The sequence below is a fragment of the Dolichospermum sp. FACHB-1250 genome (genome assembly GCF_014696335.1).
Lineage (GTDB): Bacteria > Cyanobacteriota > Cyanobacteriia > Cyanobacteriales > Nostocaceae > Dolichospermum > Dolichospermum planctonicum.
Genome location: NZ_JACJPZ010000026.1, coordinates 39091 through 65817, shown reverse-complemented (window position 1 = coordinate 65817; position 26727 = coordinate 39091). Strand labels below are relative to the sequence as shown.

Sequence of the window (26727 nt, the reverse complement as noted above, 5' to 3'; positions counted from 1 at the left end):
TTTATCAGTTGTCTGTGAGTTAATCACATTTTATTTGTCAGAATCAGGATGTCCAGGATTAGAGGATTTACAGGATTGTTGTTTATCAGTTGTCTGTGAGTTAATCACATTTTATTTGTCAGAATCAGGATGTCCAGGATTAGAGGATTTACAGGATTGTTGTTTATCAGTTGTCTGTGAGTTGATCACATTTTATTTGTCAGAATCAGGATGTCCAGGATTAGAGGATTTACAGGATTGTTATTTATCAGTTGTCTGTGAGTTAATCACATTTTATTTGTCAGAATCAGGATGTCCAGGATTAGAGGATTTACAGGATTGTTGTTTATCAGTTGTCTGTGAGTTAATCACATTTTATTTGTCAGAATCAGGATGTCCAGGATTAGAGGATTTACAGGATTGTTGTTTATCAGTTGTCTGTGAGAGGAATATTAAACTGGTTTTTTAATGTTGCTAAGGCTTCCTCTGCTGGTATTCCTTGTCCTTGATTAAATTCATTTAATCCTTTACGAATACCTACTATTGCTTCCAAGTAATCAATTCTTTCTAATAGTTCTTGGTATGTACTTAGAGATGATTTTGGTGTAGTTTTGAGGGAGCGGAGAAAACCTAAAAGATCCTCTAGTAATTCTTTGGGACTATTATCAATTTCTTGTAACAGTAATTCTTTGATAGTCATGGTAGTTAATTGTTAAAGTTTCTGCTTTGATTATAGCAGGTTTCGCGTAACTTTTGACCTAATTTAAAACCAAGTTTTTTGGGTATCATCCTGTAAATCATTAAATCTTGGACATTATCTCGACTTACTTCGACAAGCTCAGTACAAGTCGCTCGATAACCACCTGATTCTGACAATATCTTATAAATTATTACTCATTTTACTCGATGTTTTCCAAAAAATTAATCTTTCTATACAATTGCTTTAATGGTAATTTCACATTAATTGATGCCAAATGTAAAATAGCATCTTCTGTTTCATATTCAGTTAAAACCCATTGATTTTGATGATTTTTTACGTACTGCATTATATAATATTTAGTTTGGTCAATTAAAATATATTCTTTAAATTCAGGAATGGAACGATAATAGAGAAATTTATCTCCCTGATCATAATCTTTTGTAGATTTAGATAAAACTTCACCAATTAATAACGGGTTAGTAACTATAGTGGTGTTATTTCCATAATAAATAGGTTCACCTTCAATTACCATCACGTCAGGATAAGTAAATTGGCGATATTTTGGTATCCACAGTTTAACATCACCAATATAGACTTCATAATCTAAATCATTTAAGGCTATATTCAAGCCAGTAGCTAAATTTAATGCTAATTTATTATGATTTGTTGTTCCACCAGTCATAGATATAATTTCTCCGTTTCTGTATTCATTTTTATGATCAGATTTTGCCTCTAGTTCTAAATATTCTTCTGGAGTATAGTAGGCTGTAACTGTTTTGATTTCTTGAGTAGTAATTTGTAGTTTCATAATCCTGTAAATCCTTTAATCTTGGACTTCCAGATCCCGGTTTTTTTTAAGAAGTCGGGGATCTAAGCACTCTTATATTATACCTTTTAAAAGGTCTTCTGCTTTTAACTGATAATGTTCTATTTTTACATAGGGTTGCCAATCTAATTTTACTGGGTCTTGAATAGTATGAACTTCTGGAGATAAAGCACAATTAAATACTACATATAACCAGTAATCCCTCTTTAATCTTGCTGCTGTTTTATATTCATTGGTTGTTAACGCCACTTCACCAATATTTGCCTGTCCTTTGACTTCAATAAATCTGACTAAACTAGCTTTTAATGGATCTCCAGAATCAGGTTGACGGGATATCAAATCAAAGCCGCGATTTTCTTTTTCTACACTCATAACTTGCCAACCTCTGGCTGTTTCATATTCTATCACTGTCTGAATTGCTATTTTTTCAATTTCATCATCAGCTACCATTGGTGCGATTTCTGGAGAACTTCTTTCAGGATGGGGTAATACCCAAGCACGGCCATGATGATGAATATCGGTAATTGCACAACTGGCTTCTTGCTGCAATTCTTCCCGACGTTGTTCTAACCTCCCATTTAATTCAAATGATCGGTCATCTAATTGTTTCATTCTCCCATCTAAACCTTGTTCTTTATCACCAGATTCTTTCTGTTGCAATAATTCTCCATATTGAATCTGGATTTTATCAATAATTATAGTCAAACTGTTTTCTATATAATTAGAAATTGTCTCTATTTCCTTTTGTCGCTGAGTCCTAATTTCTGTTAAAAATCTATTTAACTCCTGTTCAATTAATGCTTGTTCTACCTGTTCTCGTATGGGTAAATTACTATCATCTGGTAAATAATCAACTAAGTTATGATTATCTATATTTTCTCCATTTTTAATCGGAAAATCTGCTTTTTTTGCTGGTACTAAATCTAAAAATAAAGTTGGTTGGCGGACTGTCATTGTTCCATTTAACTCTGTCTGTACCACATATAAACGTTCATGGAGTTTTCTACCCCGTCCATCGGTAATAGCAGCCGAAAATACATCTAATCTCGCTGGTGATTTACTATGCAAGTCTAAGAATATCGCACCCCGACGCAAATCTTCCTGTACCTGTGCAGAAACTTCATCCCGTACACATTCAAATAAGGGATGTCCTGGTGTCACCCATTCCAATGTCGGGTCATCTATTAAGATATTTTTATCAAAGGTAATCTTTTTATAGTCTCGTCCCAATTTACCAAAGCGGTTTTCTAACCTATCTCCTGTTCCCCATAGAGTCCGAGGAACACGCCCAATTCTATATATTTTCTTACCCTTAGCTGTTTCCTTGGGATGAATCCCCGCTATAGGTGCTGCTTGTACAAAGAAATCATGAATCACTTCAGGTACTAATCTCCGTTCCTTAGCTTCAGCAGATTTACCAATAATTTGTGATAAATTTAACTCCCGTTTTGCCAGTCCTTCCAGGGCCGAATCGCTAATTTTACGGAAATGCTCCGTATCTACCTGTTCCACAATCTGATTCATAATTACAGACTCAGTAAGATTATGAGCGTACATATCCCGCATCATCCGTTCTAACTGATTAGCAGGGAAAATATCACCCAGTACGTTAAATACTTTACCCGTCCTCTCTGGATCTAAATCTATCTCAATAGCGCGAATCCGTTCAAACAGTTTCCATAATACCTTACCTTCGCTGGTGTTAAGAGCTACAAAGTTAAAAATCAAACAATCCTTATCCTGTCCATAGCGGTGAATCCGTCCCATGCGCTGCTCTAACCTGACAGGATTCCAGGGAATGTCATAATTAATCATAAACCAACAGAATTGTAAATTAATACCTTCCCCTGCGGCTTCTGTAGCTACTAAAACTTGACAATCTTCTCTAAATTCCCGTTCTGAATAAATCCGAGTATGGGGGGTATCTCTATCACCTATTTTCATCCCCCCATGAATTTGGGTGACAGTTAATCCCCATTCTCTTAATTTCCCAACTAAATAATCTAAGGTATCTTTATGCTCGGTAAAAATGAGCATTTTCATTTTCGGATCTTTAAATATTCCTTCTTGGGTAATTACTTCTTTCAGCTTGACTAATTTAGATTCAATTTCTCTCTTTTCTAATATCAGTGCTTGACTAATTAATTCATTGAGTTGCAAAATTTCTTTTTTTAAAGTAACAGGGTCAATAGAAGCAACTACACTTTCTAAATCACTGATAATTTTTTGCTGATCTGTTTCTGTTAATTCTTCAAAATCCTCTGGAAGTTTTTTATTAATTTGCTCTTGACGATAGCTTTCTGGGTCTTCTAAAATCCTCTGGCGTTTATCACGCATTCTTTCTAAACTTCGTCTGACAGCGTAAATACTAGAAGCAAAGCGACGTTGTAACATGGCCATTGTAAAACCTAAAGCCCTACCTCTGGCTGTATCATCACTAGCAGCTTTAACTGATTGGTCTTCTACATAATCAGTGAGTGCATGATAAAATTCTAATTCTTCTGCATCAATTTGAAATTCAATGGTGTCAACTTTACGGTTAGTGAATAGTTTTTTGACAATTCCTGTTTCTTCAGGGAATGTAACTAGAGCTTCTTTAGTTCGACGTAGGTAAAAAGGAGCATTATTCCGTTTCATTGCGTCCTCTAAACTGCTGACATCTCCATAAACATCTCGGTCTAATAATTCTAGAAATAAACAAAAGTTTTTCGGATCACCTTTATGGGGTGTAGCTGTCATTAATAAATAGTGGTCGGTAATTTTTCCCAGTTCTTCACCGAGTTTATAAGCCAAGGTTTTATTATCGGAACTATAGGCACTCATTTTATGAGCTTCGTCTACAATGATTAAATCCCAATTACTTCTTAATAAACTATCTTTTGCGTCCTCAATGCGCGAAACCCAAGATACAGAAGTGACAACTTGATTTTTTTCTTGCCAGGGATTAAAACCATAGTTAGCGCGGAGGACATCACCGCGTACAACTTCAAATTCTTCTCGAAATTTGTCTTTTAGTTCTCGTTGCCATTGAAATGTTAGGTTAGCAGGGGTAATAATCAGGGTGCGTTTAACTAATCCTCTAATTTTTAGTTCTTTAATTAATAATCCTGCCATAATGGTTTTCCCTGCTCCAGGATCATCAGCTAGTAAAAACCGAATGCGAGGCTGTTTTAAAAAATACTCATAAACCGCTTCTAATTGGTGTGGTAAGGGGTCTACACGAGCGATCGCTAATGCAAAATAGGGATCATACTCATAAGCTAATCCCAACCGCAAAGCTTCCACACCAAAGCGAAAATATTGGGCGTTACCGTCAAAGGGTTCTTTTTCAGGTGAGGATTCTAACTTTTCCAACTGTTGAGCATTGAGAATTGCTTGATAAGTATGATTGGTATTAATTCCAGTCCCAATCAGTTTTATCGAATCACCCATTGGTACAACTACCAATACCTGTACAGGTTCGGGAAAGATTGAACCACGAACAATTACATTTGCTTTCAGTTGGTCTAGTTTCACACTGTCACCATCACTTTAGAATATGCCTTAATTTAAGGTATACAAATATAGGCAGAAATAATACGGTAAATAATCAGAAAAACCATTGTCATCTACCTAAAGTTAGATATTGATCAACAAGTAATTCTTGGGAGGAAACTGCCAACCACAAAAGCGTAAGTAGGTTGGCGTTAAAAATTGATAGTGAGGGAACTCTTAACTGGGAACTCTTAACTGGGAACTCTTAACTCTTAACTGGGAACAGGAAAGAGGTTTTGGGCAACTTTACTTTTCGTTACTTATGTCGGTTTTTTTCCGTTCACCTATTTACTCTACCCACAGTAGAGATACACAATGAAACAGCTTCATTATTTCTTGGCAATTATCCAGACCGCGTGAACAATGCCAAGAATATAAAAACCAAAGATAGTCAAAAGTAAATTAATCCAAAAATCTAGACCAAAACCCACTTGTAAAAAGACTCCCAAAGGTGGGAGAAAAATTGCCACTATAATTCTAATTACATCCATACTCATCAATACCTTTTGTGAATAGCTGACATTTCTAGAGTTAACATCACCGTCTCTCGTGATCATTCCTGAAAAGATACAGTAAACCGTACTCTTCAACCACCACTAATTTTAGCCTTGTAACCTAATTTTACCAAAATTTCTAAGATCTTCTGTTTATGGTCTCCCTGAACCTCAATTTCATGATCTTTAACCGTGCCACCGGTACCGCATTGGGCTTTTAACTGTTTTAATAAATTAGCCAAAGTTTCCGGTTTAGTTTGAAAACCAGTAATAACCGTGACAGTTTTCCCCTTCCGTCCAGCGCGAGTGGCTTGGATTCTTACATTTTGCTGATTTGGGGGTAAATCTTGGATTCCCCGCTCCAAAGCCCGTTCTAGTGGGGGTGAACTACCGTTACCAAATTCCTGGTAGACAAAGTTTTTGTCAGATTTAGGATTAGCCATAGATAGAATTTAATGCAGGAAAAATAAACTTTCATTCTCAACAATTTTAACCTAAGCGGTGGCAATTCAATATATCATTGCTGCATGATAGACTATATATAAGAGGATAAGAGAAAATAAACCACAAAGAAGTCGTGCCTTCATGGTTCATTACATTAGTTATTACCTAATTCTAACTGTCCCCCAAGGGTGGAATTAAAACTCAAATTTTAAAATTTCAAGTCTTCAGAACTGACACTAACAGATTGGGAATTTTGACTTTTCACAGTCTGTGCTAATTTGCCATTAGAGAGAGCAGCAATAGCACGAGCGTATTGGGGATCACTATTTGTACCGATTAAACTCGGATTAGAAGCCAATTGGCGTTCTTGCGTTTGTGTTAAGTCTAGCTTGATATCAGGTGCAATCCCCTTATGGTTGATATCTGTACCATTGGGTGTATAATAATGGGCAATGGTGACGGCTAAACCTGAACCATCTTCTAGTTCATGGACTGACTGTACCAAAGCTTTACCAAAGGTTTGACTACCAACAATTACAGCCCGTTTGTTGTCTTTGAGAGCGCCGGTGAGAATTTCACTGGCACTAGCAGAATTACCATCTACTAAAATTGCTAAGGGTAGTTTAGTAATAGCTGTACCATTAGCTGTGGTTTGGGCGCTCGATCCTTTGCGGTCTACGGTTTTGACGATATGACCGTCATTTAGCCACATCCGGGCAATTTCTATACTCGCATTCAACAAACCACCGGGATTACCTCGTAGGTCTAAAACATAGGAATCAACTTGATCACTATTCCCTCTGCGAATAGCTGCACGCATTTGATCAGCTGCGTGGGAGCTAAATTCTTGTAAGCGAATATATCCAACCCGCCGATTCGCTTCTTGTTTGAGGGTATACCGAACAGTAGGAACTTCTATTGTTGCCCTTGTTAATTTAATTTTGAATTTGCTTCCTGGTCGTTCTAGCTCCAGGCTAACACTAGTACCTACTTGACCACGAATTAATTTTGAGCCATCTTCTACTGTCATTTTCAGGGTAGATTTACCATTAATGGCTAATATCTCATCCCCTGATCTTAGTCCGGCTTTAAAGGCTGGAGAATTGTCTATAGCCTCTATCACGGTGAGACGCTTGGTGTTTTCGTTTACTTGCATCCGAATACCAATCCCGGATACTTCCCCAGATGTTTGACTAGTTAGGGATTCATACTGTTGGGGGTTCATAAACCGAGTGTAGGGATCACCGAGCTTTTGCAAAGCTGCGCGGATTGCTACGTAGGCTTCATCTTTAGAAGTATAGTCTTTACTTAATAGGCTCTGCCTGATTGCTTGCCAATCTTGTTGATTAAATTTATCATCAACATATTCACGATTCACCAACTGCCAAACTTGGTCAACTAATGCTTTAGGACTATCTTGTAAAGCAGCATGAACTGATTTTGTCCAAGCTTGACCAAATACAGATATGGTAGCAGTTGTGGCGATCGCTCCACCAATCAAGGCAGCCCGGAGCGGTGAGTAATGTTTCGCAGATTGGTTCATGTATATTAGCGGAAATAGTTGTGTTTTTGAGGGTTTATTAATCAGAATTGCCTGATTTTTTGTGGTTTTTTATCCTAATAACCTTTATACTTCATCTATCTTGAGACCTTTTTTCCGTTATGGAATATTTTATTTGTTGGTTAGGCACTATTACAGGTTGAGTTGAACCGTTTTTTTACAAAAAAACAAAAGCCACCTTGTGACATTGACATAAGTGTCATTTATAAATTCTCAATTATCTTCTTTACCATACCATTTTCTTGCCTGAGTGGGTGTAATTTCTATTAACATAATCATTAAAGTTTTATTAATGATGTTTTATAAACTGATCATCAATTCTATTAATTCACCTTAGGTGTAAATCAATAAAATGTAACAATTATTACAAAGTTTACTTCTCCTTTGCCAAAAGACCAGATTTTGTTGTCCTGTGTATAATTCTCTTTTAAGAAGGATCATGAACTAAGATGATATCATTTTTTGAGTAGCTGAACATAAATATCATTCATTCCAGACTATGTAAGATATGCAAAAAACTCAGAAAACTGACAAAAGTTTGACATAGCTCCTCTTCCTTTCATGAGAGAGGATTCCTGAACGCTTCATTGGGTTGTGCTACCGAAGTAGTCTTAGCATCCCTCGACGTTCGTTTACAGTCTCCCAATGCCATAAGGCGACTATTCAAAATAGTACCACAATAATCGCCAAGCCGTCCTTCTAGGACGGGGCTTGTGTCTCATGTTTTTAGTCAACAACACAACTTATGAATAACAAACCCAAAATAATTGTCCTCGATGATGATCCTACCGGTTCCCAAACCGTCCACAGTTGTTTACTATTGATGCGTTGGGACGTGGAAACCCTGGGTTTAGGATTAAAAGACGATGCCCCCATTTTCTTTATTTTAACCAATACTCGTTCCCTCACCCCGGAAGCAGCTGCAGCTGTGACTAGAGAAGTTTGTCATCATCTCAAACTGGCATTAGCAGCCGAAAAAATCGCCGATTTTCTGGTAGTTAGTCGTTCTGACTCCACTTTGCGGGGACATTATCCCATAGAAACCGATGTGATTGCCGAAGAATTAGGTCCATTTGATGCTCATTTTCTCGTCCCGGCATTTTTTGAAGGGGGAAGAATTACCCGAGACAGCATTCATTATTTAATGATTGATGGTGTTCCCACTCCCGTACATGAAACAGAATTTGCCCGTGATTCTGTCTTCAGTTACAATTATAGCTATCTTCCTAAGTATGTAGAAGAAAAAACCAAAGGACAGATCAAAGAAGATACTGTCAACAGATTTTTACTTACAGATATCCGCGCTGGTAGTTTAGAACGCTTGTTACAATTGGAGAACAATCAGTGTGGTGTAGTAGACGGAGAAAATCAACAGGATCTGAACACCTTTGCACTAGATGTATTAACGGCCGCAAGTCAGGGAAAACGATTTTTATTCCGTTCTGCTGCTAGTATTTTAACAGCTTTGGCTGCTTTACCCCCTCAACCAATTGCCGCTGAAAATATGGCAGAATATGTGCGCGGTGACAAACCTGGTGCCATCATTGTCGGTTCTCACGTTAAAAAGACAACTCAACAGTTAGAATCGTTATTACAACTGGAGGGAACGGTAGGCATAGAAGTTAATGTGGGTAGATTGCTTGATCATGGGGTAGAGGAATCTGCTAAACTGCTAAGGGAGATTCTAGAAAATGTCAAAACAGTACATAATGCTGGTAAAACTCCAGTAGTTTACACTAGCCGTCAAGAATTAACTTTTAAAGATGTCAAAACTAGGTTAGATTTTGGCAGCACGGTTTCAGCTTTACTCATGGATATTGTCCAAGGTTTACCATCTGATATAGGATTCCTAATCAGTAAGGGGGGTATTACTTCAAATGATGTCTTGAGTAAAGGGCTGGCTTTAACTTCGGCTAGGTTACTTGGTCAAATTTTAGCAGGTTGTTCAATGGTAATCACACCATCTGATCATCCCCTGTTTCCTAATTTGCCAGTGGTGTTGTTTCCCGGTAATGTTGGTAATGCTGATGCTTTGGGGACGGTTTATCAAAGATTAGTATGTAAATTGACAATTAACAGTTGACAATTATCAATTTCAAATCTCACTGTTAGTATATTTTGGCTAGTGCTGCATGAATTCTAATTCTGCTAAACCTGATGCAATCAACTCTGAAGTTCTTAAGTCGGAGTCAATTGATCCTGAGGTTGATATAGAGGTGAATAATTCTAATTCAGGTGAGGTAAATACAGATGATGCTAAAGCTGATGCTAAAGATGATGCTAAAGCTGATGCAATAAACTCGGAAGTTCCTAAGTCAGAGTCACATATCGGCCATGAGGTTGATATAGAGGTGAATAATTCTAATTCTGGGGGGGTAAATACAGATTCTACTGATCAGGTAGAATCTAATTCTATACCCTCCAATCTGGAGTTAAACCCTGTTATTGCCTATTTTAAAGATAATTCTGCTAAAGATAATTCTGCTGCTGAAAATATGGCTAGGTCTGGTAGTCTATCAGAATCTCATATTCCTAATCTGATGGCAGAAGGTTATATTTTATCTGATTTCACAGATGAGGATTTAAATTACCAGCTACAAAAGGCAGAACAAAATACTCAAGTTCAGTTAAAAACTCAAGGAGAGCGACTGTTATTAATTTTGCCCACTGAATCTCAAGTACCACCATCAGAATTTAGTTGGTGGGAGATATGGCAACAAATGAAACAGCGTTTGAATGCAGGCGATCGCTTACGTAAGCCGAACACAGCCCTGCATCTGGTAGCTAAGGATCGGTTATTAGATAACAGACAACTGCAAGATTTGGCAGAAACTTTAAATACATATCAAATACAACTAAAATCCGTAGCCACCAGTCGGAGACAAACGGCGATCGCTGCTTGTACCCTTGGTTATTCCGTAGAACAAATCCAACTAGAAACATCCCCGACCGCCGATTTTCAAACTACCCCCGCCCCACTGGCAGATGCTCTTTATTTGCAAATGACAGTCAGATCAGGTGTGGAAATTCGCCATGGCGGGACAGTGATTATTTTGGGAGATATCAACCCCAGTGGCATCATAATTGCAGATGGAGATATTCTAGTTTGGGGTCGGTTGCGGGGAGTTGCCCATGCTGGAGCTGGTGGTAATCGGGAATCTCTGATCATGGCCTTGCAAATGGAACCAACCCAATTGCGAATTGCCGATGCAGTCGCCAGATCGCCAGAAAAGTCCTCAACTAACTTCCTGCCTGAAGTTGCACATATTACCAGCGAAGGAATTCGCATTGTTAAAGCCGCTGATTTTTCCCGCAGCCAATTAAATAGTCGGACGCGATTAATTACACAAAATCTGATCTAAAATTCTTGACTAGGCAAGAATCACAAATGTAATTAATTCCGTCAGGTGACTTAATTAGAATCAATGAATAGCCGGAAATATTTTATTGTTCCTGAATCTTATACAGCATTACCATGAGTCGCATTATTGTCATTACCTCCGGTAAAGGAGGAGTGGGTAAAACCACAGTTTCAGCTAATTTGGGGATGGCCTTAGCCAAAATAGGCAAGCAAGTAGCCTTAATTGATGCGGATTTTGGTCTGAGAAATTTAGATTTACTACTAGGATTAGAAAATCGCATTGTTTATACAGCTGTGGAGGTCTTAGCTAGAGAATGTCGTCTAGAACAAGCTTTGGTAAAAGATAAGCGACAACCTAATTTGGTACTCCTACCAGCAGCCCAACATCGCAATAAAGAAGCAGTGACACCTGACCAAATGAAGTTACTGGTAAATGCACTGTCACAAAAGTATGAGTATGTAATCATTGACTGTCCAGCCGGAATTGAAATGGGGTTTAAAAATGCTACCGCCCCAGCCAAGGAAGCTCTTATTGTCACCACTCCCGAAATTTCCGCTGTCCGTGATGCTGACCGTGTAGTGGGATTATTAGAAGCACAAGGCGTGAAAAAGATTAACTTAATAGTTAACCGAATTAGACCAGCAATGGTACAAGCAAATGATATGATGTCTGTACAGGATGTTCAAGAACTTCTCGCTATCCCCATAATAGGAGTAATCCCCGATGATGAGCGTGTGATTGTCTCTACCAACCGTGGCGAACCCTTAGTATTATCAGATACGCCATCTTTAGCCGCCACAGCTTTTGAGAACATTGCTCGGAGATTGCAAGGGGAAACTGTCGAATTTCTTGAGCTTGACTCATCTAGTAAAAACATCTTTTCCCGCTTGAGAAAGATGTTTTGGTCAAAACTTGTTTAATTAACTTCCCAGTTTCTTGTGCCTTACACATACCAGCAATGATTCTTGAAATTTTAGAAAAACTTTTTGTTCGTAGTCCCGATAACAGTCGCAATGACGTTAAACGTCGTCTGCAATTTGTTATCTCCCATGACCGTGCTGACTTAAACCCCCAAACCTTAGAAAAAATGCGTCAGGAAATCCTGGAAATTGTTTGTCGCTATGTGGAAATAGAAACAGACGGTTTGGAGTTTTCCCTAGAAAGCAATCAACGGACAACCGCTTTAATCGCTAATTTACCAATCCGTCGGGTTAAGGAAGCTCTCGATGAAAACCAGTTAGAAAACACTGATATTTTACTTTTATAGTTTGTTGTTTGTCCAGAAAATAGCCTTACTTGTGACGCGACTATTAAAGAACTTATTCAATTAGTATCAAGATTACCCGTTGTTTTTAGTTGTTACGGTTGACAACGGGTATGGATTAGTGATTAATCTCTTATCGAGACGCAACCTGTGGATCAGCCCAAATTTTAGCACTTTCACCAAAAGTTATCGGCTGATCTTCCTCTGCTGACATATCTACGGTTTTACCATCATTAGCCACTTGCACCAAAGGCCAATTTTCTTCCCCTAGTTCACCAGCACGAAATAAGACATTGTTAGGCTGCTTTTTACTCCAACCTAACAAGATGGCTATTTTTTCGTGGTCATCTTCTGATTGCACAGGATTAACTACATTGATATTATTTTGTTGACGATTCCAAATTACAGCCTGATCTGTAGCATCTGCTGTGTTGAAAACAGCCACAAATTTACGTGCTAGAAAGCGATCGCCTTTTTCAGACCAGCTAACAGGCACTAACACCCCAATTTTACCATCATTATCAGCTTCTTCAGACAAACTGGCCTCTTTATTTAATAGAGGATCAATCTCCTTATCGGTTGATGTCATCACCCGCAACCTCTTAGTTTGTCTATCTTCCATAAACAACACGCTCTTAACTCGGCTATTGTGCATTTCCGGCTTTACTTCCATTTGCACCCGGCTATAAATCGCATATTTGCCATCAGGAGAAACTACAGGTAGACTGCGATAATAACGGACACCAGAAAGACCTTTGCCACCAATCGCTTCCTGGGTTGACATAATCCATTGCCAAGGTATGGGATGGGGGCTACCTATAGGATCATTTTGTGTCATTTCTGACTCATTTTTCTCTTCAATTACAGGTATTTCGCCGGTTTCAGGTGGTTGGAATTTATTCTCCTCAGGTATAACCGTTGATGTTGCTGATGTTGCTAATACTTCTGATTCAGAACCCTGATTCTCTAGAGAATTAAATTCAGCTTCTTCCTTTCTGTTTTTTAATTTTTGACTTAAATTAACTTGATTAACAGATATTTGTTCTTGATATTCTACAACATCAACTGATGGTGCAGTTTCCTTAACAAGATTATTCTCGACTCGATGATTCTCTGTTTTTGCCTCGGTTATCACCTTATTGGTTGATAATGACTGTATTCCTTCCCCAATAGATATTTTTCCCGTCTGAGAATTGACTTGAGCAAATTGTAAATTTATTTTCCCATTGGCTTCAGATTTGTCGTTTTCTAAATTGGTATTTGCTACTTGGGATTGTTTAGCTAAAGTAGCGTGAAGAGACATTCCTACAAAGGGTGAAATTACTATACTAATAGCAATGTACTTGATATATGGTTTAACACGGAACCATCCTAACACCAAAAGTGATTTAAGCATGATGAGACTCTCTAGAGGCAGTTGCTAAGTGCGGGCAGTATTTATACAGTAATGGTAAAAGCTATAACTATATATATCAATAAAGCAAAAGCTTTTACAGGATAATTTAGGCAAATGTTACAAGGCTTTACAAAAGTTTTAGTGTCACTATTAACCTCTCATAATTTTTACATAATATACATAAGGACAAGGACGTTATTAAAATTAACAGTAAATTACATCTGTTAATAAATACGGTCATTGCTGTCACTTCCAGTAACATCCATATTCAACTTAACTTGAATATAGAGATTTTTACAGTGATCATCATTAAGTTTTGATTTGACTAAATGGTATTCAAAATAACCTTAGTTCAAACTAGTCTAAAATAGCTTGTTTTGTATATAGCTTGCTGTAATAGTCAAACCTTTATACAAATAAAATTCATCTATTTTTGGCAAATTTAAACCAACTGATGCACAATCAAAAATAAACAAGAACACTAAATACACATACCCAAATTCACAAATTTATAATTTATACTTACACTGTTAAATGCTAGAATTAAGCAAACACAGTTTATTTGCAACTTGGGTAATTACTTAACAATTTTGATTTAGTAGAGAAATGGCCAATTCAAAAACTGAGTGAGATACACAAAACCTATCAATAGTAGATGCAATTAGCGATAACTTCTCTTTGAGACGCTTTGCGTTAGTGCAGCCTGTAAGATTTAGAAAACGCTCCGCGTAGCTTGCTTTCCCTCCATAGCCAAGATAGTGGTTAGCATCACTTAACTAATTGACTTGACATCATAGTTGATTTCGTCCATTTTCACTAGACTAATAGTAGACACTATACCATGAAACCCTTAAAATTCATATCCTGCCACCAAAAATTCTGTAATCAAATTCGCCAGAACAGATAATTCCATTGATATTTAGATTTTGCGGTTGTCAGCGACGGGGAACACACCTAATATTGATTAATGACTTATGACTCGTGATTAATAATTAATAACTAATGAAAGTAGTATTTTTTGGCACTCCTGATTTTGCAGTTCCCACCTTGGAAAAACTCTTAGGAAATAGTGATTTTCAGGTATTAGCCGTTGTCACTCAACCGGATAAACGTCGAGAACGTGGGAATAAATTAACACCTTCACCTGTGAAAACTTACGCTACAGATCATCATATTCCAGTTTGGCAACCTGAGAGGGTGAAAAAAGATGTGGAAACCTTAACACAACTCAAACAAATGGAAGCTGATGTATTTGTAGTTATTGCTTATGGTCAAATTCTGTCTAAGAAGATATTAGATATGCCAAAGCTAGGTTGCATTAATGTACATGGTTCAATTTTACCTCAATATCGGGGGGCTGCACCAATTCAATGGAGTTTATATAACGGAGAAAAAGAAACGGGAATTACAACTATTTTAATGGATAAGGGGATGGATACAGGGGATATGCTTCTAAAAGCTACTACAGAGATTGAATTACTAGACAATGCTCAGATTTTAGGGGAAAAGTTGGCTATTATTGGTGCAGGTTTACTAATAGAAACCCTGTATAAACTGGAACGTCAGGAAATTCAACCTATTCCCCAAGATCATGACTGTGCTACTTACGCATCTTTGATTCAAAAGCCTGATTATAATTTGGACTGGGGACGAAGTGCTATCCAATTACACAATCAAATTCGCGGCTTTTATCCTCATTGTACTACTGTTTTTCGTAACCAACCATTTAAAATCACTGCTAGTATTCCCCTAGATATTCCGTATATTGAAGAATTACCAGAGCAGTTACGAGAAAAAATACATAAAATCTCTAACTCAATGGTATCAGGGAAAGAAGGAGAAGTAGTTAATATTATTAAAGGAGTAGGGGCAATTATCCAAACTGGTGAGGGTTTATTGCTATTGCGAGAAGTACAATTAATGGGTAAACGGCCTCAGTCAGGATGGGATTTTGTCAATGGAACTCGGCTGACAGTGGGTGAGGTAATGGGTAATGGGTAATGGGTAATGGGTAATGGGTAATGGGTAATGGGTAATGGACTAATAACTTTCGTAGAAACGGCAGGACTTACAGGGTCCTGCTGGGTTAACTGCACAACGAATAATTTCCGAAAGAGCATTATAGTTACAAGTAGCATCACCAATAACCCAACGTCCCTCTACTAAAGTTTTTTCTTCTGGTCTTTGGGCTGTTTGTACGTAAATAGCGATATTATATAAAATATAGCGTCCACCTTGAAGCTGATACCTATGAAGACGCTCCAAGACTGCATAGGTTTTACCTTCAAAATCTAAATAGTTTCCTGGTTGAGGTGTCCAATCAAGCTGTAATTTACCAAGAGATTGACGCGGATGTGTTAAAATTACCTCTGTGGGTAAGGAATTTAGCTCCATAATATGTTATCTGGTATACTTGTTGAGCTTATGATCACTAATTAGGATGTTTTTGCTATAACTTAGATTTTGTATAAATAAGATTAAGCATATTTTGTCAAATTGTATAATATATAAAATATAATTTACATATAACTTTATATTATTTAATATTTATTAAATCATAACTTGATAAGTATCTGAACAATTAGTATAGATGATTAATTATAGGTACTGTAGATAACTTCTAGGAAAATCACGATTAGTTTACATATCTTTACAAATCGGCATTTATGGGAGAGGGTGATTTAGGTAAAGACTTGATGTCTATGTTGCTGATTATGACTGAATCAGAGGGATATTGGTAGATAAATTGTCCAAAGTGTCTATTACATTGTTTAAAGTTATGTAGCCTTTTGCTTACAAGCTATCAAGCCCTGGGGTAAACTATGCCTTGATTATGATTTTGTCATTCTAGAAGAACACCCAAGAGGAGAAGTTTTTCAATGTCTCATACCGTAAAAATCTACGACACCTGCATTGGCTGTACACAATGCGTCCGCGCTTGCCCCACTGACGTGCTAGAAATGGTTCCTTGGGACGGCTGTAAAGCTGCTCAAGTGGCTGCGTCTCCCCGCACTGAAGACTGTGTAGGTTGTAAGCGGTGTGAAACTGCTTGCCCCACCGACTTTTTGAGTATTCGCGTTTATTTAGGCGCTGAAACAACTCGCAGTATGGGCTTGGCTTACTAAGAATTTCAAATTTCTAAAATTTCTAAATTCTTGGTAGTTTAGTGCTGGGGAGTGAGAAGAGGAGAAATATTGAGATTCTTCTCTCATTCCTCAGCATTTTTGTTGTTACTTGTTAGTTGGTTTTCAATTACCAATTACCCATTACCAATTACCCATTACCAATTACCCATTACCCATTACCCATTACTAATTTGCTTTTATTTGCTAAAGTGGCTGAAGTATCCCAGCAACTATACTTAAAATTTAATCATCCTGTAATTGGAGTTGTTTAAGCAATGTGTGGAATAGTCGGATATATAGGCACCCAGGCAGCGACAAATATTTTACTGACTGGTCTGGAGAAGTTAGAATATCGGGGTTACGACTCGGCAGGAATTGCCACTATTTTGGAAGGTGACGTGCATTGTGTGCGGGCTAAGGGTAAATTACTCAACTTGCGCTCTAAACTGGAACAAATGGAAAATCCTGCCCAAATTGGTATTGGTCACACCCGTTGGGCAACTCATGGTAAACCAGAAGAGTACAATGCTCATCCTCATTTAGATACGGCTCTGCGGGTAGCGGTAGTGCAAAATGGCATTATTGAGAATTATCGAGAGTTACGGGAACAATTAAAGGCTTTAGGTCACACATTCCGTTCGGAAACAGATACAGAGGTAATTCCTCATTTGATTGCTGAGTGTTTAAAGCATTCTTCTAAAACTCAAGTTTCCGCTTCTGTGTTTTTAGACGCGGTTAGGGAAGCTGTAAGTAAGTTAGAGGGAGCTTATGCGATCGCTGTTATTTCTGCTGACTACCCTGATGAAATGATTGTAGTTCGTCAACAAGCGCCTTTAGTCATTGGTTTTGGCCAAGGTGAGTTTTTCTGTGCTTCAGATACGCCGGCAATTGTTCCCTATACCCGCGCTGTATTGACCCTAGAAAACGGCGAAATCGCTCGTTTAACTCCTTTGGGGGTGGAGGTCTATAACTTCGCTGGACACCGCTTGAAAAAGCATCCTCGCACCCTGAACTGGAATCCTATTATGATAGAAAAGCAGGGATTCAAACATTTTATGCTCAAGGAAATCTATGAGCAACCGGGGGTAGTACGGGATTGTTTGGAGGCTTATTTTTCTACGGAAGAGAGCGTAAATAGTGATCAATCACCAGTAAATTTCGGTTTAGGTAGCGAATTTTACGCAGATATAGAACAGATTCAAATTGTCGCCTGTGGTACAAGTTGGCACGCAGCATTAGTGGGTAAATACTTATTAGAACAATTGGCGGGAATTCCCACTCAGGTACAATATGCTTCTGAATTTAGGTATGCACCATCACCGCTAACGCCTAATACTCTAACTATTGGCGTAACTCAGTCGGGAGAAACTGCTGATACTTTGGCGGCTTTGTCTATGGAGAAGGAAAGAAGACAGGGTAAAGAGGCTAAGTATCAAGCGCGACTTTTAGGAATCACGAATCGCCCGGAAAGTAGTTTGGGTAATATGGTTACAAATATTATCAATACTCATGGGGGAATTGAAATTGGTGTGGCCGCGACGAAAACTTTTGTAGCGCAATTGATGGCTTTTTATGCTTTGGCGCTAGATTTGGCTTATCGTCGTCATGAGATTAATTCTGTTAGATTTGAGGAAATTCTCACTGGTTTACGGGAATTACCGGGGGAAATTGAAGCGATTTTAGAAACTCAAGAACGTTATATTGAGCATTTAGTACATGATTTTGCAGAAACGCAAGATTTTATCTTTATTGGGAGAGGAATTAATTTTCCCATTGCTTTAGAAGGAGCTTTAAAATTAAAGGAAATTAGCTATATTCACGCGGAGGGTTATCCTGCGGGGGAAATGAAACATGGACCAATTGCGTTATTAGATGCTAAAGTTCCTGTAGTAGCGATCGCTGTTCCTGGTAATGTATATGAAAAGGTGATTTCTAATGCTCAAGAAGCAAAGGCTAGAGATTCCCGTTTAATTGGGGTAACATCTGTTAAAGATAGTGAAGCGGGGGAGATATTTAATGATTTAATTCCGGTTGCGGAAGTAGAGGAAATTCTGTCACCAATTCTCACAGTTATACCGTTGCAATTATTAGCTTATCATATTGCGGCGCGGCGGGGTTTGGATGTAGATCAGCCGAGGAACTTAGCGAAGTCAGTAACAGTTGAATAACTGATATTTTCTATATTTGGTAAATAATTAGGTGGGTATTTTCCACCTAATAAAATTGTATCTTTGTTGAGTTATTTTTGATTTGTGAGCAACCAGTTATGTAACCCAAACTCCGCCCTGAAAAAATTAGCATTTGTAGCCATTTAGCACAAGCAAGGCTTTTATCTGATAATTTTGGATTTGTGATTAAACCTAAACGAAACCCAACATCACCCACCGACATATTATAATTACTCATTCTTTATAACCGCCAATATTTGTAGGTTGGGTTGAGGAACGAAACCCAACATCACCCACCAACATATTATCAGGACTTACGCAACTGGCACATTGGTAGGGTGCTTTACTACTGCATAAATCCTGATTAAGAGATGCTTTTGGTTATGTAATGCAGAAACATCCATTTATTATAGATGCTACTGTTATTTTACCTGATCATCTCCACTGTATTTGGACATTACCAGAAAATGATCATGATTTTTCTACTCGTTGGCGGTTAATTAAAAGTTATTTTAGTCGTCAATGTGAAACTAGTTCACCAGAAAATATATCTATATCTAGAAAAAATAAAAAACAACGGGCTATATGGCAATATCGGTTTTGGGAACATTTAATTAGAGATGAAATTGATTTTCAAAATTACGTTGAATATATTCATTAATTTCTATTTACTCAAGTAGTTGAATTTTATATTTTTATTGTTCTGGAATGGTATTTTCTTCTTCATATTGAGCTATTGCTTGTTCAATTATTTCAACGAATGGAACGATAGCGTTTAGCTAGTTCTCGCAAATCTCTTTGAAAACGAGGAGTAATAGCAATTTCAATTGATAGTGGTTCATTATTCTGCATCTATTCCTTCCCACATTTGTGAAAGAGGTATAGTTTGTCCACTTAATGCTTCCTTTATTCCCTGATGAATACCTTCAATGACAATTTCTGTGGGTGTTTCTTCAAATGAATTTTTCTCCAATTGGAAAATAGATTTTTGAATAAGTTGCACTGCATAAGTTTCCACAGAAAGACCTTGTTGTTGTGCTTGCTGTATTAAATACTGTTCTAATTCTGGTGGTAAGCTGAGGGTTAGTGTCATAAGTCTATTGTGGGTAACTTTATATATTGTATATGTTGTAAACCTGCAAAAACAAAAAATTAACCCCAAAATACCAATAAGCGTTGTTGGGTTTTCTCAACCCAACCGACGACTTATAATTGATCGGATAACCTGCACACCTACATTTAGGCATGAACCTGTGACCGAAACTGGAAAATACAAAGATACCGTCAACTTACCCAAGACTAACTTCGATATGCGGGCAAACGCCATTAAGCGCGAACCGGAAATCCAAAAATTCTGGGCAGAAAACAACATTTATTCTCAACTGGCTGAAAACAACCCCGGCGAATTATTTATACTGCACGATGGTCCTCCCTATGCTAACGGTCAATTACATATTGGTCATGCTTTAAATAAGATTCTCAAAGATATTATTAACCGCTACCAATTGCTAAAAGGTCGTAAGATTCGTTACGTTCCTGGCTGGGATTGTCACGGGTTGCCCATTGAGTTGAAAGTTCTGCAAAATATGAAACAGGCAGAACGCCAAAATCTCACTCCTTTGCAATTGCGTCAAAAAGCGAAACAGTTCGCACTAAAAACCGTAGATGAGCAACGAGAAAGTTTTAAACGCTATGGGATTTGGGGTGATTGGGAAAATCCTTATTTAACTCTACAGCCAGAATACGAAGCCGCGCAAATTGGCGTTTTTGGGGAAATGTTCCTCAAAGGTTATATTTATCGCGGTCTCAAGCCTGTACACTGGAGTCCTAGTTCTAAAACCGCTTTAGCAGAAGCTGAGTTAGAATATCCTGAAGGTCACGTTTCTCGCAGTATTTACGCCGCGTTTCCGGTGGTGAAGGTTACAGAACTATTAAAATCAGTTTTAGAGCCGTTCCTGCCTGATTTGGGCGTGGCTGTGTGGACTACTACCCCCTGGACTATCCCCGGTAATTTGGCTGTGGCTGTAAATGGTGCGTTGGAATATGCTTTAGTGTCAACTAGACAGGAATTTGCGAAACAGGACGTTGAAAATAGAGCTAGAGAAATTTGGGAAGCAAAAGGCAGGCCGCAGCAGGATAAACTTGGTCAAGATGCTGACTATATGCAGGCTTTACTAGAACTAGAACACGGACTTACAAAACAAGACGTTGAAAATAGAGCTAGAGAAATTTGGGAAGCAAAAGGCAGACCGCAGCAAAATAAACTTGGTCAAGATGCTGACTATATGCAAGCTTTGGGACATCTAGCAACAGAGGGAAAACGAAAACAACTTCCCAAATATCTGATTGTTGCGGCTGATTTGGTAGCAGATTTAGCTACTAAGTTGGATTGTGAGTTAACGGTAAAAGCCAAATTTGTCGGCAAGGATTTGGAAGGTACTATTTATCGTCATCCTCTTTTTGACCGTGAAAGTCCGGTTGTGGTTGGTGGTGATTATATCACTACTGAGTCGGGGACTGGGTTGGTACATACTGCTCCTGGTCATGGTCAAGAAGATTACATCGTTGGTCAGCGTTACGGTTTGCCGATTCTTGCTCCTGTTGAGGATAGTGGTAATTTTACGGATGAAGCTGGTAAGTTTTCTGGCTTAAATGTTTTGGGCGAAGGCAATCAAGCGATTATTGACGCTTTGCATGAGGTTGGTTCTCTGTTGAAGGAGGAAGCATATCCTCACAAGTATCCTTATGACTGGAGAACGAAGAAACCGACGATTTTCCGCGCTACTGAACAATGGTTTGCTTCTGTGTCAGGATTTAGGGATGAGGCTTTAACGGCTATTTCCTCGGTACGCTGGATTCCTCCCCAAGGTGAAAACCGCATTACGCCAATGGTAGCAGAAAGATCGGATTGGTGTATTTCTCGTCAACGTTCTTGGGGTGTTCCCATTCCGGTGTTTTATGATGAAGCAACTGGGGAAGTTTTGCTGAATGCGGACACGATTAATCATGTTCAAGCTATCATCGCTAAAAGAGGTTCTGATGCTTGGTGGGAGTTGTCGGTAGAGGAGTTATTACCGGAACAATACCGCAATAACGGCAAGACTTACCGCCGGGGTACTGATACAATGGATGTCTGGTTTGATTCTGGTTCTTCCTGGGCAGCGGTGGCGAAGCAAAGACCGGAGTTGTGTTATCCTGTGGATATGTATTTGGAAGGTTCTGACCAACATCGCGGTTGGTTTCAATCTTCTTTGTTGACTAGTGTAGCGGTTAATGGTATTGCACCTTATAAAACTGTTTTAACTCATGGTTTCGTCTTGGATGAACATGGACGAAAAATGAGTAAGTCTGTGGGAAATGTGGTAGACCCTCAATTAATGATTTTGGGTGGAAAAGACCAGAAAAAAGAACCCGCTTATGGTGCTGATGTTTTGCGGTTGTGGGTTTCTTCGGTAGATTATTCTGGTGATGTCCGTTTGGGTGGTAATATCATCAAGCAATTAGCTGATGTAAGGAATAAAATCCGCAATACGGCACGGTTTTTATTGGGTAGTTTGCATGATTTTGATCCTCATAAGGATGCTGTAGCGTTTGATGATTTACCAGATTTGGATAAATATATGCTGCATCGCATTCGTGAGGTGTTTAATGAGGTGACGGAAGCTTTTGATAGTTTCCAATTTTTCCGCTTTTTTCAAACTGTGCAGAATTTTTGTGTTGTAGATTTGTCAAATTTCTATTTAGACATTGCGAAAGATAGATTATATATCAGTTCTGCTGATGCTTTCCGTCGTCGTAGTTGTCAAACAGTTTTGCAAATTGCTTTGGAAAATTTAGCTAAAGCGATCGCTCCCGTTTTGTGTCATACTGCGGAGGATATCTGGCAATTTATTCCCTACGAAACACAATATAAATCAGTTTTTCAAGCTGGTTGGATTAAGGTGAATGATGAGTGGGATCATCCCGAATTAGCGGAATTTTGGAAAACATTGCGACGCATTCGCAGTGATGTTAATAAGGTATTGGAACAAGCGCGGGTAGAAAAGTTAATTGGTTCTTCTTTAGAAGCTATTGCTTTGATTTATTTCAGTGATGAAAAATTACGCGCTGCTATTGAACCTTTGAATGTTAGCGGTAATGGCATTGATGAATTACGATATTTATTCCTCACTTCTGAAGTGCAATTATTAGATACACCTGACACATTAAAAGGATTAAAAACTTTGCGAGTTCAAGGTGAGGATAATTGGGATATTGGGGTAGTCAATGCCGCAGAACAAGACCATAATGGTAAATTATATCAGAAATGCGATCGCTGTTGGAATTATTCGCCCCATGTTGGTGAATCAGCAGAACATCCTTTACTCTGTGAACGGTGTATTCCTGCTTTAGCTGGAGAGTTTTAGAACCATAATATCTCCGACTTCTACTAAAAAGAAGTCGGGGATCTGAATCATCTTACCATTTTTAATGATCATGAACACACAATTATCTGTAGATTTAGAAATATTACCAATGGTATTACAAATGCTACCAAATATGATCATGACAGATGATCAGTTTTTTGATTTCTGTCAGTTAAATCGTCATTTTAGAATCGAACGTAATCAAATTGGAGATTTATTCATTATGTCTCCTACAGATTCAGAAACAGGTCAACGCAATTTTAATTTAATTGGTGAATTAGGTATTTGGACAAAACAAGATGGTACAGGAGTAGGATTTGGTTCTAGTGGTGGTTTTACCCTACCTAATGGTGCAGTCCGTTCTCCCGACGCAGCATGGATAAAACGGACAAAATGGGAAATAATACCCGCAGACAAAAGAAAGAAATTCGCGCTTATTTGTCCCGAATTTGTAGTAGAATTGCGTTCAGAAAATGATAGTTTATCTACATTAAAAGAAAAGATGCAAGAATATATAGACAATGGCACACAATTAGCTTGGTTAATTGATAGAAAACAACGTAAAGTATTTATTTATCGTCCTAATTGTGGAGTTGCAGAATTAGATAATCCGCAAACATTAACGGGTGAGGATATTTTGCCGGGATTTGTGTTAGATTTAAGTGAGATTTGGTGATAAATAAATTAAATTAAATAAATTAAATAAAAGTATGAATTTGTCTCACCCAGAGCCGCAGAGATCACAGAGTAGGATGAATTTATACTTATGTCACTTTGTAAAAATAAAACTTTGTAAAAATAAATTTTATTCAGCAAACCCTATATATTACGTATTATTTCGCCATATTATTCTCAAGTCGAATTATAGTCTAGAATACAAATATATCAGCAACATTCTCAAAGATATACATTTAAATTCGGTTCTGAATTAAATAATATTAGCTATTTAAGGAATTTCAGAAGATGCTGGAAATTAAACGCAATCAAGAAAATAGCCAAACTATCCCAGAAGCTTTAGTATTACCCTTTAATTCCGTGGGAATTGCAGATATTCCCTTGGTAGGTGGTAAAAACGCCTCTTTGGGGGAAATGATTCAACAATTAAATTCCAAAGGGGTGAAAGTTCCCAATGGTTTTGCGACTACTGCTGGTGCTTATAGATATTTTATAACTGGGGCTGGTTTAGAGGTAAAATTAAGGAAGATTTTTGCACATTTAGATGTCGAAGATATGGATAATCTGCGGGAATGTGGAAAAAAAGCCAGATCATTGATGTTAGAAACTCCATTTCCGCTAGAATTACAAGAAGCGATCGCTAATTCCTATCAAAGTTTATGTGCAGAATATGGTATTAATACTGATGTAGCTGTGCGTTCTAGTGCCACAGCCGAAGACTTACCAGATGCGAGTTTTGCGGGACAACAAGAAACTTACCTGAATGTTCATGGACTGCAAGGAGTATTAGAATCTTGTCATAAATGTTTTGCTTCTATTTTTACAGATAGGGCAATTTCCTACCGACAAATTAAAGGTTTTGATCATTTTGAAGTAGCTTTATCTGTCGGTGTCCAAAAAATGGTACGTTCTGATTTAGCATCTTCTGGAGTGATGTTCTCTATTGATACGGAAACAGGTTTTAAAGATGCAGCTTTAATTACTGCTGCTTATGGCTTGGGTGAAACTATTGTTCAAGGTGCTGTTAATCCCGATGAATACTTAGTATTTAAACCCACTTTAAAACAAGGATATAAGCCCATTCTCCAAAAGCGTTTGGGAACAAAAGAAATTAAAATGATTTATGATCTAGGTGGATCAAAATTAACTAAAAATGTTCGTGTTCCTGAAATTGAACGGCATCAATTTGCCCTCAATGATCAAGAAATATTACAATTAGCTGACTGGGCTTGTATCATTGAAGATCATTATTCCCAAATTCGGGGAATAACCACACCAATGGATATTGAATGGGCAAAAGATGGGGTAACTGGTGAATTATTTATCGTCCAAGCTAGACCAGAAACAGTTCAATCTCAAAAATCAAAAACCGTTCTCAGAACTTATCAACTCAAGGAAAAAAGTCAAGTTTTATTAACAGGTCGTAGCGTGGGCGAAATGATCGGTCAAGGTAAAGCTAGAATCATACTTGATGTCCATCAAATTAACCTTTTCCAAGCCGGAGAAGTGCTAGTTACCAATCGCACAGACCCGGACTGGGAACCAATCATGAAAAAAGCCAGTGCTATTGTCACTAACTCTGGAGGTAGAACCTGTCATGCAGCAATTATTGCTAGAGAAATGGGCATTCCTGCTATCGTTGGTTGCGGAAATGGAACTACAATTTTAGAAACTGGACAAGAGATTACTGTTAGTTGTGCCGAAGGGGAAACAGGTCAAGTTTATGCGGGTTTATTAAAGTTTGACATCCAAGAATTAACTTTAGATAACTTGCCCCGTACCCGCACTAAAATTATGATGAATGTAGGTAATCCAGAGGAGGCTTTGGGTTTGACAGCAATTCCTAATGATGGTGTTGGTTTAGCGAGAATGGAATTTATTATTGCTAACCATATTAAAGCCCACCCTTTAGCATTATTACATTTTGACAAATTAGAAGACGAACTTGCCAAATATAAAATTAGCGAATTAACGGCACAATATGAAAACAAAGCCGAATTTTTTATTACTAAATTAGCCCAAGGTATCGGTACAATTGCAGCAGCATTTTATCCTAAACCTGTAATTGTGAGATTGTCTGATTTCAAAAGTAATGAATATGCTAATCTTTTAGGAGGTAGACAATTTGAACCCAAAGAAGAAAATCCCATGATTGGTTGGCGTGGTGCTTCTCGTTATTATGATCCTCGTTATCGTGAAGGTTTTGCTTTAGAATGTCAAGCCATGAAACGGGTAAGAAATGAAATGGGTTTAACCAATATGATTTTGATGGTTCCCTTTTGTCGTACTCCCGAAGAAGGAAAACAGGTATTAGCAGAAATGGCAAAAAATGGCTTAGTTAAAGGTGAAAATGCCTTAGAAGTTTACGTCATGTGCGAATTACCCAGTAACGTTTTATTAGCTGATGAATTTAGCCAAGTATTTGATGGTTTCTCCATTGGTTCTAATGACTTAACCCAATTAACATTAGGATTAGATCGAGATTCTGAATTAGTTGCACATTTATTTGATGAACGCAATGAAGCTGTAAAACGAATAATTGCTAAAGCCATAACTACAGTTAAACAAAATGGCCGCAAAATCGGTATTTGTGGACAAGCGCCCAGTGATTATCCAGAATTTGCTCGTTTCCTCGTTGCACAAGGTATAGATTCTATTAGTCTAAATCCTGATTCTGTGATCAAAACAATGTTAGAAATTGCCAAAGCAGAAAAAGGGGAATAGGTAATGGGTAATGGGTAATGGGTAATGGGTAATGGGTAATAGGTAATAGGTAATAGTTTGACAACTAAC

Annotated in this window: 22 protein-coding genes; 13 read left to right on the top strand and 9 right to left on the bottom strand. The window is 38.0% G+C overall.

The features are described 5' to 3' along the window. On the top strand, positions 1 to 448 hold a 448-nt coding region (locus H6F39_RS20710; protein ID WP_242028637.1), incomplete at its 5' end, for a hypothetical protein. On the opposite strand, the gene H6F39_RS11320 is transcribed toward H6F39_RS20710, so the two are convergent. The 6 genes from H6F39_RS11320 to ctpB all read right to left on the bottom strand — a co-directional run bounded on the left by H6F39_RS11320 (position 410) and on the right by ctpB (position 7520). After that, positions 410 to 679, bottom strand: a complete 270-nt coding sequence (locus tag H6F39_RS11320) for a prevent-host-death family protein (RefSeq protein WP_190396728.1) — start codon at positions 677 to 679, stop codon at positions 410 to 412. The two genes, H6F39_RS20710 and H6F39_RS11320, sit on opposite strands and share 39 nt — an antisense overlap. A gap of 199 nt (positions 680 to 878) precedes the next feature. Further along, positions 879 to 1487, bottom strand: a complete 609-nt coding sequence (locus H6F39_RS11315; RefSeq protein ID WP_190372258.1) for a Uma2 family endonuclease — start codon at positions 1485 to 1487, stop codon at positions 879 to 881. Positions 1488 to 1559: 72 nt separating this feature from the next. Then, positions 1560 to 5021, bottom strand: coding sequence for a helicase-related protein (locus H6F39_RS11310; protein WP_190396727.1), 3462 nt, complete (start codon positions 5019 to 5021; stop codon positions 1560 to 1562). Positions 5022 to 5368: 347 nt separating this feature from the next. Next, a complete protein-coding gene (locus tag H6F39_RS11305) occupies positions 5369 to 5530 on the bottom strand; it encodes a YqaE/Pmp3 family membrane protein (RefSeq protein ID WP_137909015.1) in 162 nt (53 codons plus the stop codon). Between the two features lie 95 nt (positions 5531 to 5625). Beyond that, a complete protein-coding gene (locus tag H6F39_RS11300; protein WP_137908994.1) occupies positions 5626 to 5976 on the bottom strand; it encodes a translation initiation factor in 351 nt (116 codons plus the stop codon). A 209-nt stretch (positions 5977 to 6185) separates the two neighbouring features. Continuing rightward, positions 6186 to 7520, bottom strand: a complete 1335-nt coding sequence (ctpB, locus tag H6F39_RS11295) for a carboxyl-terminal processing protease CtpB (RefSeq protein WP_190396726.1) — start codon at positions 7518 to 7520, stop codon at positions 6186 to 6188. Positions 7521 to 8283: 763 nt separating this feature from the next. Between ctpB and H6F39_RS11290 the strand changes: the two genes are divergently transcribed. The 4 genes from H6F39_RS11290 to minE all read left to right on the top strand — a co-directional run bounded on the left by H6F39_RS11290 (position 8284) and on the right by minE (position 12167). Next, positions 8284 to 9621 (top strand): four-carbon acid sugar kinase family protein, encoded by a 1338-nt coding sequence (locus H6F39_RS11290; RefSeq protein WP_137908996.1) that lies wholly within the window; start codon positions 8284 to 8286, stop codon positions 9619 to 9621. A gap of 49 nt (positions 9622 to 9670) precedes the next feature. Next, positions 9671 to 10900, top strand: a complete 1230-nt coding sequence (gene minC / locus H6F39_RS11285) for a septum site-determining protein MinC (RefSeq protein ID WP_190396725.1) — start codon at positions 9671 to 9673, stop codon at positions 10898 to 10900. A gap of 113 nt (positions 10901 to 11013) precedes the next feature. Beyond that, complete coding sequence (gene minD / locus H6F39_RS11280) at positions 11014 to 11820, top strand: septum site-determining protein MinD (protein ID WP_028084400.1); 807 nt, start codon at positions 11014 to 11016, stop codon at positions 11818 to 11820. Positions 11821 to 11858: 38 nt separating this feature from the next. After that, positions 11859 to 12167, top strand: coding sequence for a cell division topological specificity factor MinE (gene minE / locus H6F39_RS11275; RefSeq protein WP_137908998.1), 309 nt, complete (start codon positions 11859 to 11861; stop codon positions 12165 to 12167). A gap of 130 nt (positions 12168 to 12297) precedes the next feature. Here minE and H6F39_RS11270 read toward each other — a convergent pair whose 3' ends face one another. Next, on the bottom strand, positions 12298 to 13560 hold the full coding sequence (locus H6F39_RS11270) for a hypothetical protein (RefSeq protein WP_137908999.1): 1263 nt from the start codon (positions 13558 to 13560) through the stop codon (positions 12298 to 12300). A 1002-nt stretch (positions 13561 to 14562) separates the two neighbouring features. On the opposite strand from H6F39_RS11270, the gene fmt reads away from it, so the two are divergent. Beyond that, complete coding sequence (gene fmt, locus H6F39_RS11265) at positions 14563 to 15561, top strand: methionyl-tRNA formyltransferase (protein ID WP_137909000.1); 999 nt, start codon at positions 14563 to 14565, stop codon at positions 15559 to 15561. A gap of 39 nt (positions 15562 to 15600) precedes the next feature. On the opposite strand, the gene H6F39_RS11260 is transcribed toward fmt, so the two are convergent. Further along, positions 15601 to 15954, bottom strand: a complete 354-nt coding sequence (locus tag H6F39_RS11260; RefSeq protein WP_137909001.1) for a DUF6464 family protein — start codon at positions 15952 to 15954, stop codon at positions 15601 to 15603. A gap of 485 nt (positions 15955 to 16439) precedes the next feature. Here H6F39_RS11260 and psaC point away from each other — a divergent pair, with 485 nt between their 5' ends. From psaC to H6F39_RS11240, 4 genes are all read left to right on the top strand, one after another. Further along, complete coding sequence (psaC, locus tag H6F39_RS11255) at positions 16440 to 16685, top strand: photosystem I iron-sulfur center protein PsaC (protein ID WP_015080270.1); 246 nt, start codon at positions 16440 to 16442, stop codon at positions 16683 to 16685. Positions 16686 to 16801: 116 nt separating this feature from the next. Continuing rightward, entirely contained in the window at positions 16802 to 16957 is a 156-nt protein-coding gene (locus H6F39_RS20705) for a hypothetical protein (protein ID WP_190396724.1), read from the top strand. A 3-nt stretch (positions 16958 to 16960) separates the two neighbouring features. Beyond that, positions 16961 to 18853 (top strand): glutamine--fructose-6-phosphate transaminase (isomerizing), encoded by a 1893-nt coding sequence (gene glmS, locus H6F39_RS11245; RefSeq protein WP_190396723.1) that lies wholly within the window; start codon positions 16961 to 16963, stop codon positions 18851 to 18853. 388 nt (positions 18854 to 19241) lie between these two features. After that, positions 19242 to 19514 carry a transposase gene (locus tag H6F39_RS11240; protein WP_304506180.1) on the top strand — a complete coding sequence of 91 codons (273 nt, stop codon included), beginning with the start codon at positions 19242 to 19244 and terminating at the stop codon, positions 19512 to 19514. A 180-nt stretch (positions 19515 to 19694) separates the two neighbouring features. Here H6F39_RS11240 and H6F39_RS11230 read toward each other — a convergent pair whose 3' ends face one another. Beyond that, complete coding sequence (locus H6F39_RS11230) at positions 19695 to 19946, bottom strand: hypothetical protein (RefSeq protein ID WP_190391446.1); 252 nt, start codon at positions 19944 to 19946, stop codon at positions 19695 to 19697. A 160-nt stretch (positions 19947 to 20106) separates the two neighbouring features. Here H6F39_RS11230 and ileS point away from each other — a divergent pair, with 160 nt between their 5' ends. From ileS to ppsA, 3 genes are all read left to right on the top strand, one after another. Then, positions 20107 to 23259: an isoleucine--tRNA ligase gene (gene ileS, locus H6F39_RS11225; protein ID WP_190396722.1), complete on the top strand. Its 3153-nt coding sequence runs from the start codon at positions 20107 to 20109 to the stop codon at positions 23257 to 23259. 70 nt (positions 23260 to 23329) lie between these two features. Continuing rightward, positions 23330 to 23935 carry a Uma2 family endonuclease gene (locus H6F39_RS11220; RefSeq protein ID WP_190396721.1) on the top strand — a complete coding sequence of 202 codons (606 nt, stop codon included), beginning with the start codon at positions 23330 to 23332 and terminating at the stop codon, positions 23933 to 23935. 287 nt (positions 23936 to 24222) lie between these two features. Then, positions 24223 to 26658 (top strand): phosphoenolpyruvate synthase, encoded by a 2436-nt coding sequence (gene ppsA / locus H6F39_RS11215; RefSeq protein ID WP_190396720.1) that lies wholly within the window; start codon positions 24223 to 24225, stop codon positions 26656 to 26658. Positions 26659 to 26727 lie beyond the last annotated feature (69 nt).

Coding starts and splice junctions, on each gene's coding strand:
- H6F39_RS11260 (WP_137909001.1), bottom strand. CDS start 15,954: ATGGAGCTAAATTCCTTACCCACAGAGGTAATTTTAACACATCCGCGT.
- minD (WP_028084400.1), top strand. CDS start 11,014: ATGAGTCGCATTATTGTCATTACCTCCGGTAAAGGAGGAGTGGGTAAA.
- fmt (WP_137909000.1), top strand. CDS start 14,563: ATGAAAGTAGTATTTTTTGGCACTCCTGATTTTGCAGTTCCCACCTTG.
- psaC (WP_015080270.1), top strand. CDS start 16,440: ATGTCTCATACCGTAAAAATCTACGACACCTGCATTGGCTGTACACAA.
- glmS (WP_190396723.1), top strand. CDS start 16,961: ATGTGTGGAATAGTCGGATATATAGGCACCCAGGCAGCGACAAATATT.
- H6F39_RS11220 (WP_190396721.1), top strand. CDS start 23,330: ATGAACACACAATTATCTGTAGATTTAGAAATATTACCAATGGTATTA.
- ppsA (WP_190396720.1), top strand. CDS start 24,223: ATGCTGGAAATTAAACGCAATCAAGAAAATAGCCAAACTATCCCAGAA.
- H6F39_RS11315 (WP_190372258.1), bottom strand. CDS start 1,487: ATGAAACTACAAATTACTACTCAAGAAATCAAAACAGTTACAGCCTAC.
- H6F39_RS11240 (WP_304506180.1), top strand. CDS start 19,242: ATGCAGAAACATCCATTTATTATAGATGCTACTGTTATTTTACCTGAT.
- H6F39_RS11320 (WP_190396728.1), bottom strand. CDS start 679: ATGACTATCAAAGAATTACTGTTACAAGAAATTGATAATAGTCCCAAA.
- minE (WP_137908998.1), top strand. CDS start 11,859: ATGATTCTTGAAATTTTAGAAAAACTTTTTGTTCGTAGTCCCGATAAC.
- minC (WP_190396725.1), top strand. CDS start 9,671: ATGAATTCTAATTCTGCTAAACCTGATGCAATCAACTCTGAAGTTCTT.
- ctpB (WP_190396726.1), bottom strand. CDS start 7,520: ATGAACCAATCTGCGAAACATTACTCACCGCTCCGGGCTGCCTTGATT.
- H6F39_RS11305 (WP_137909015.1), bottom strand. CDS start 5,530: ATGGATGTAATTAGAATTATAGTGGCAATTTTTCTCCCACCTTTGGGA.
- H6F39_RS11290 (WP_137908996.1), top strand. CDS start 8,284: ATGAATAACAAACCCAAAATAATTGTCCTCGATGATGATCCTACCGGT.
- H6F39_RS11230 (WP_190391446.1), bottom strand. CDS start 19,946: ATGACACTAACCCTCAGCTTACCACCAGAATTAGAACAGTATTTAATA.
- H6F39_RS11300 (WP_137908994.1), bottom strand. CDS start 5,976: ATGGCTAATCCTAAATCTGACAAAAACTTTGTCTACCAGGAATTTGGT.
- H6F39_RS11270 (WP_137908999.1), bottom strand. CDS start 13,560: ATGCTTAAATCACTTTTGGTGTTAGGATGGTTCCGTGTTAAACCATAT.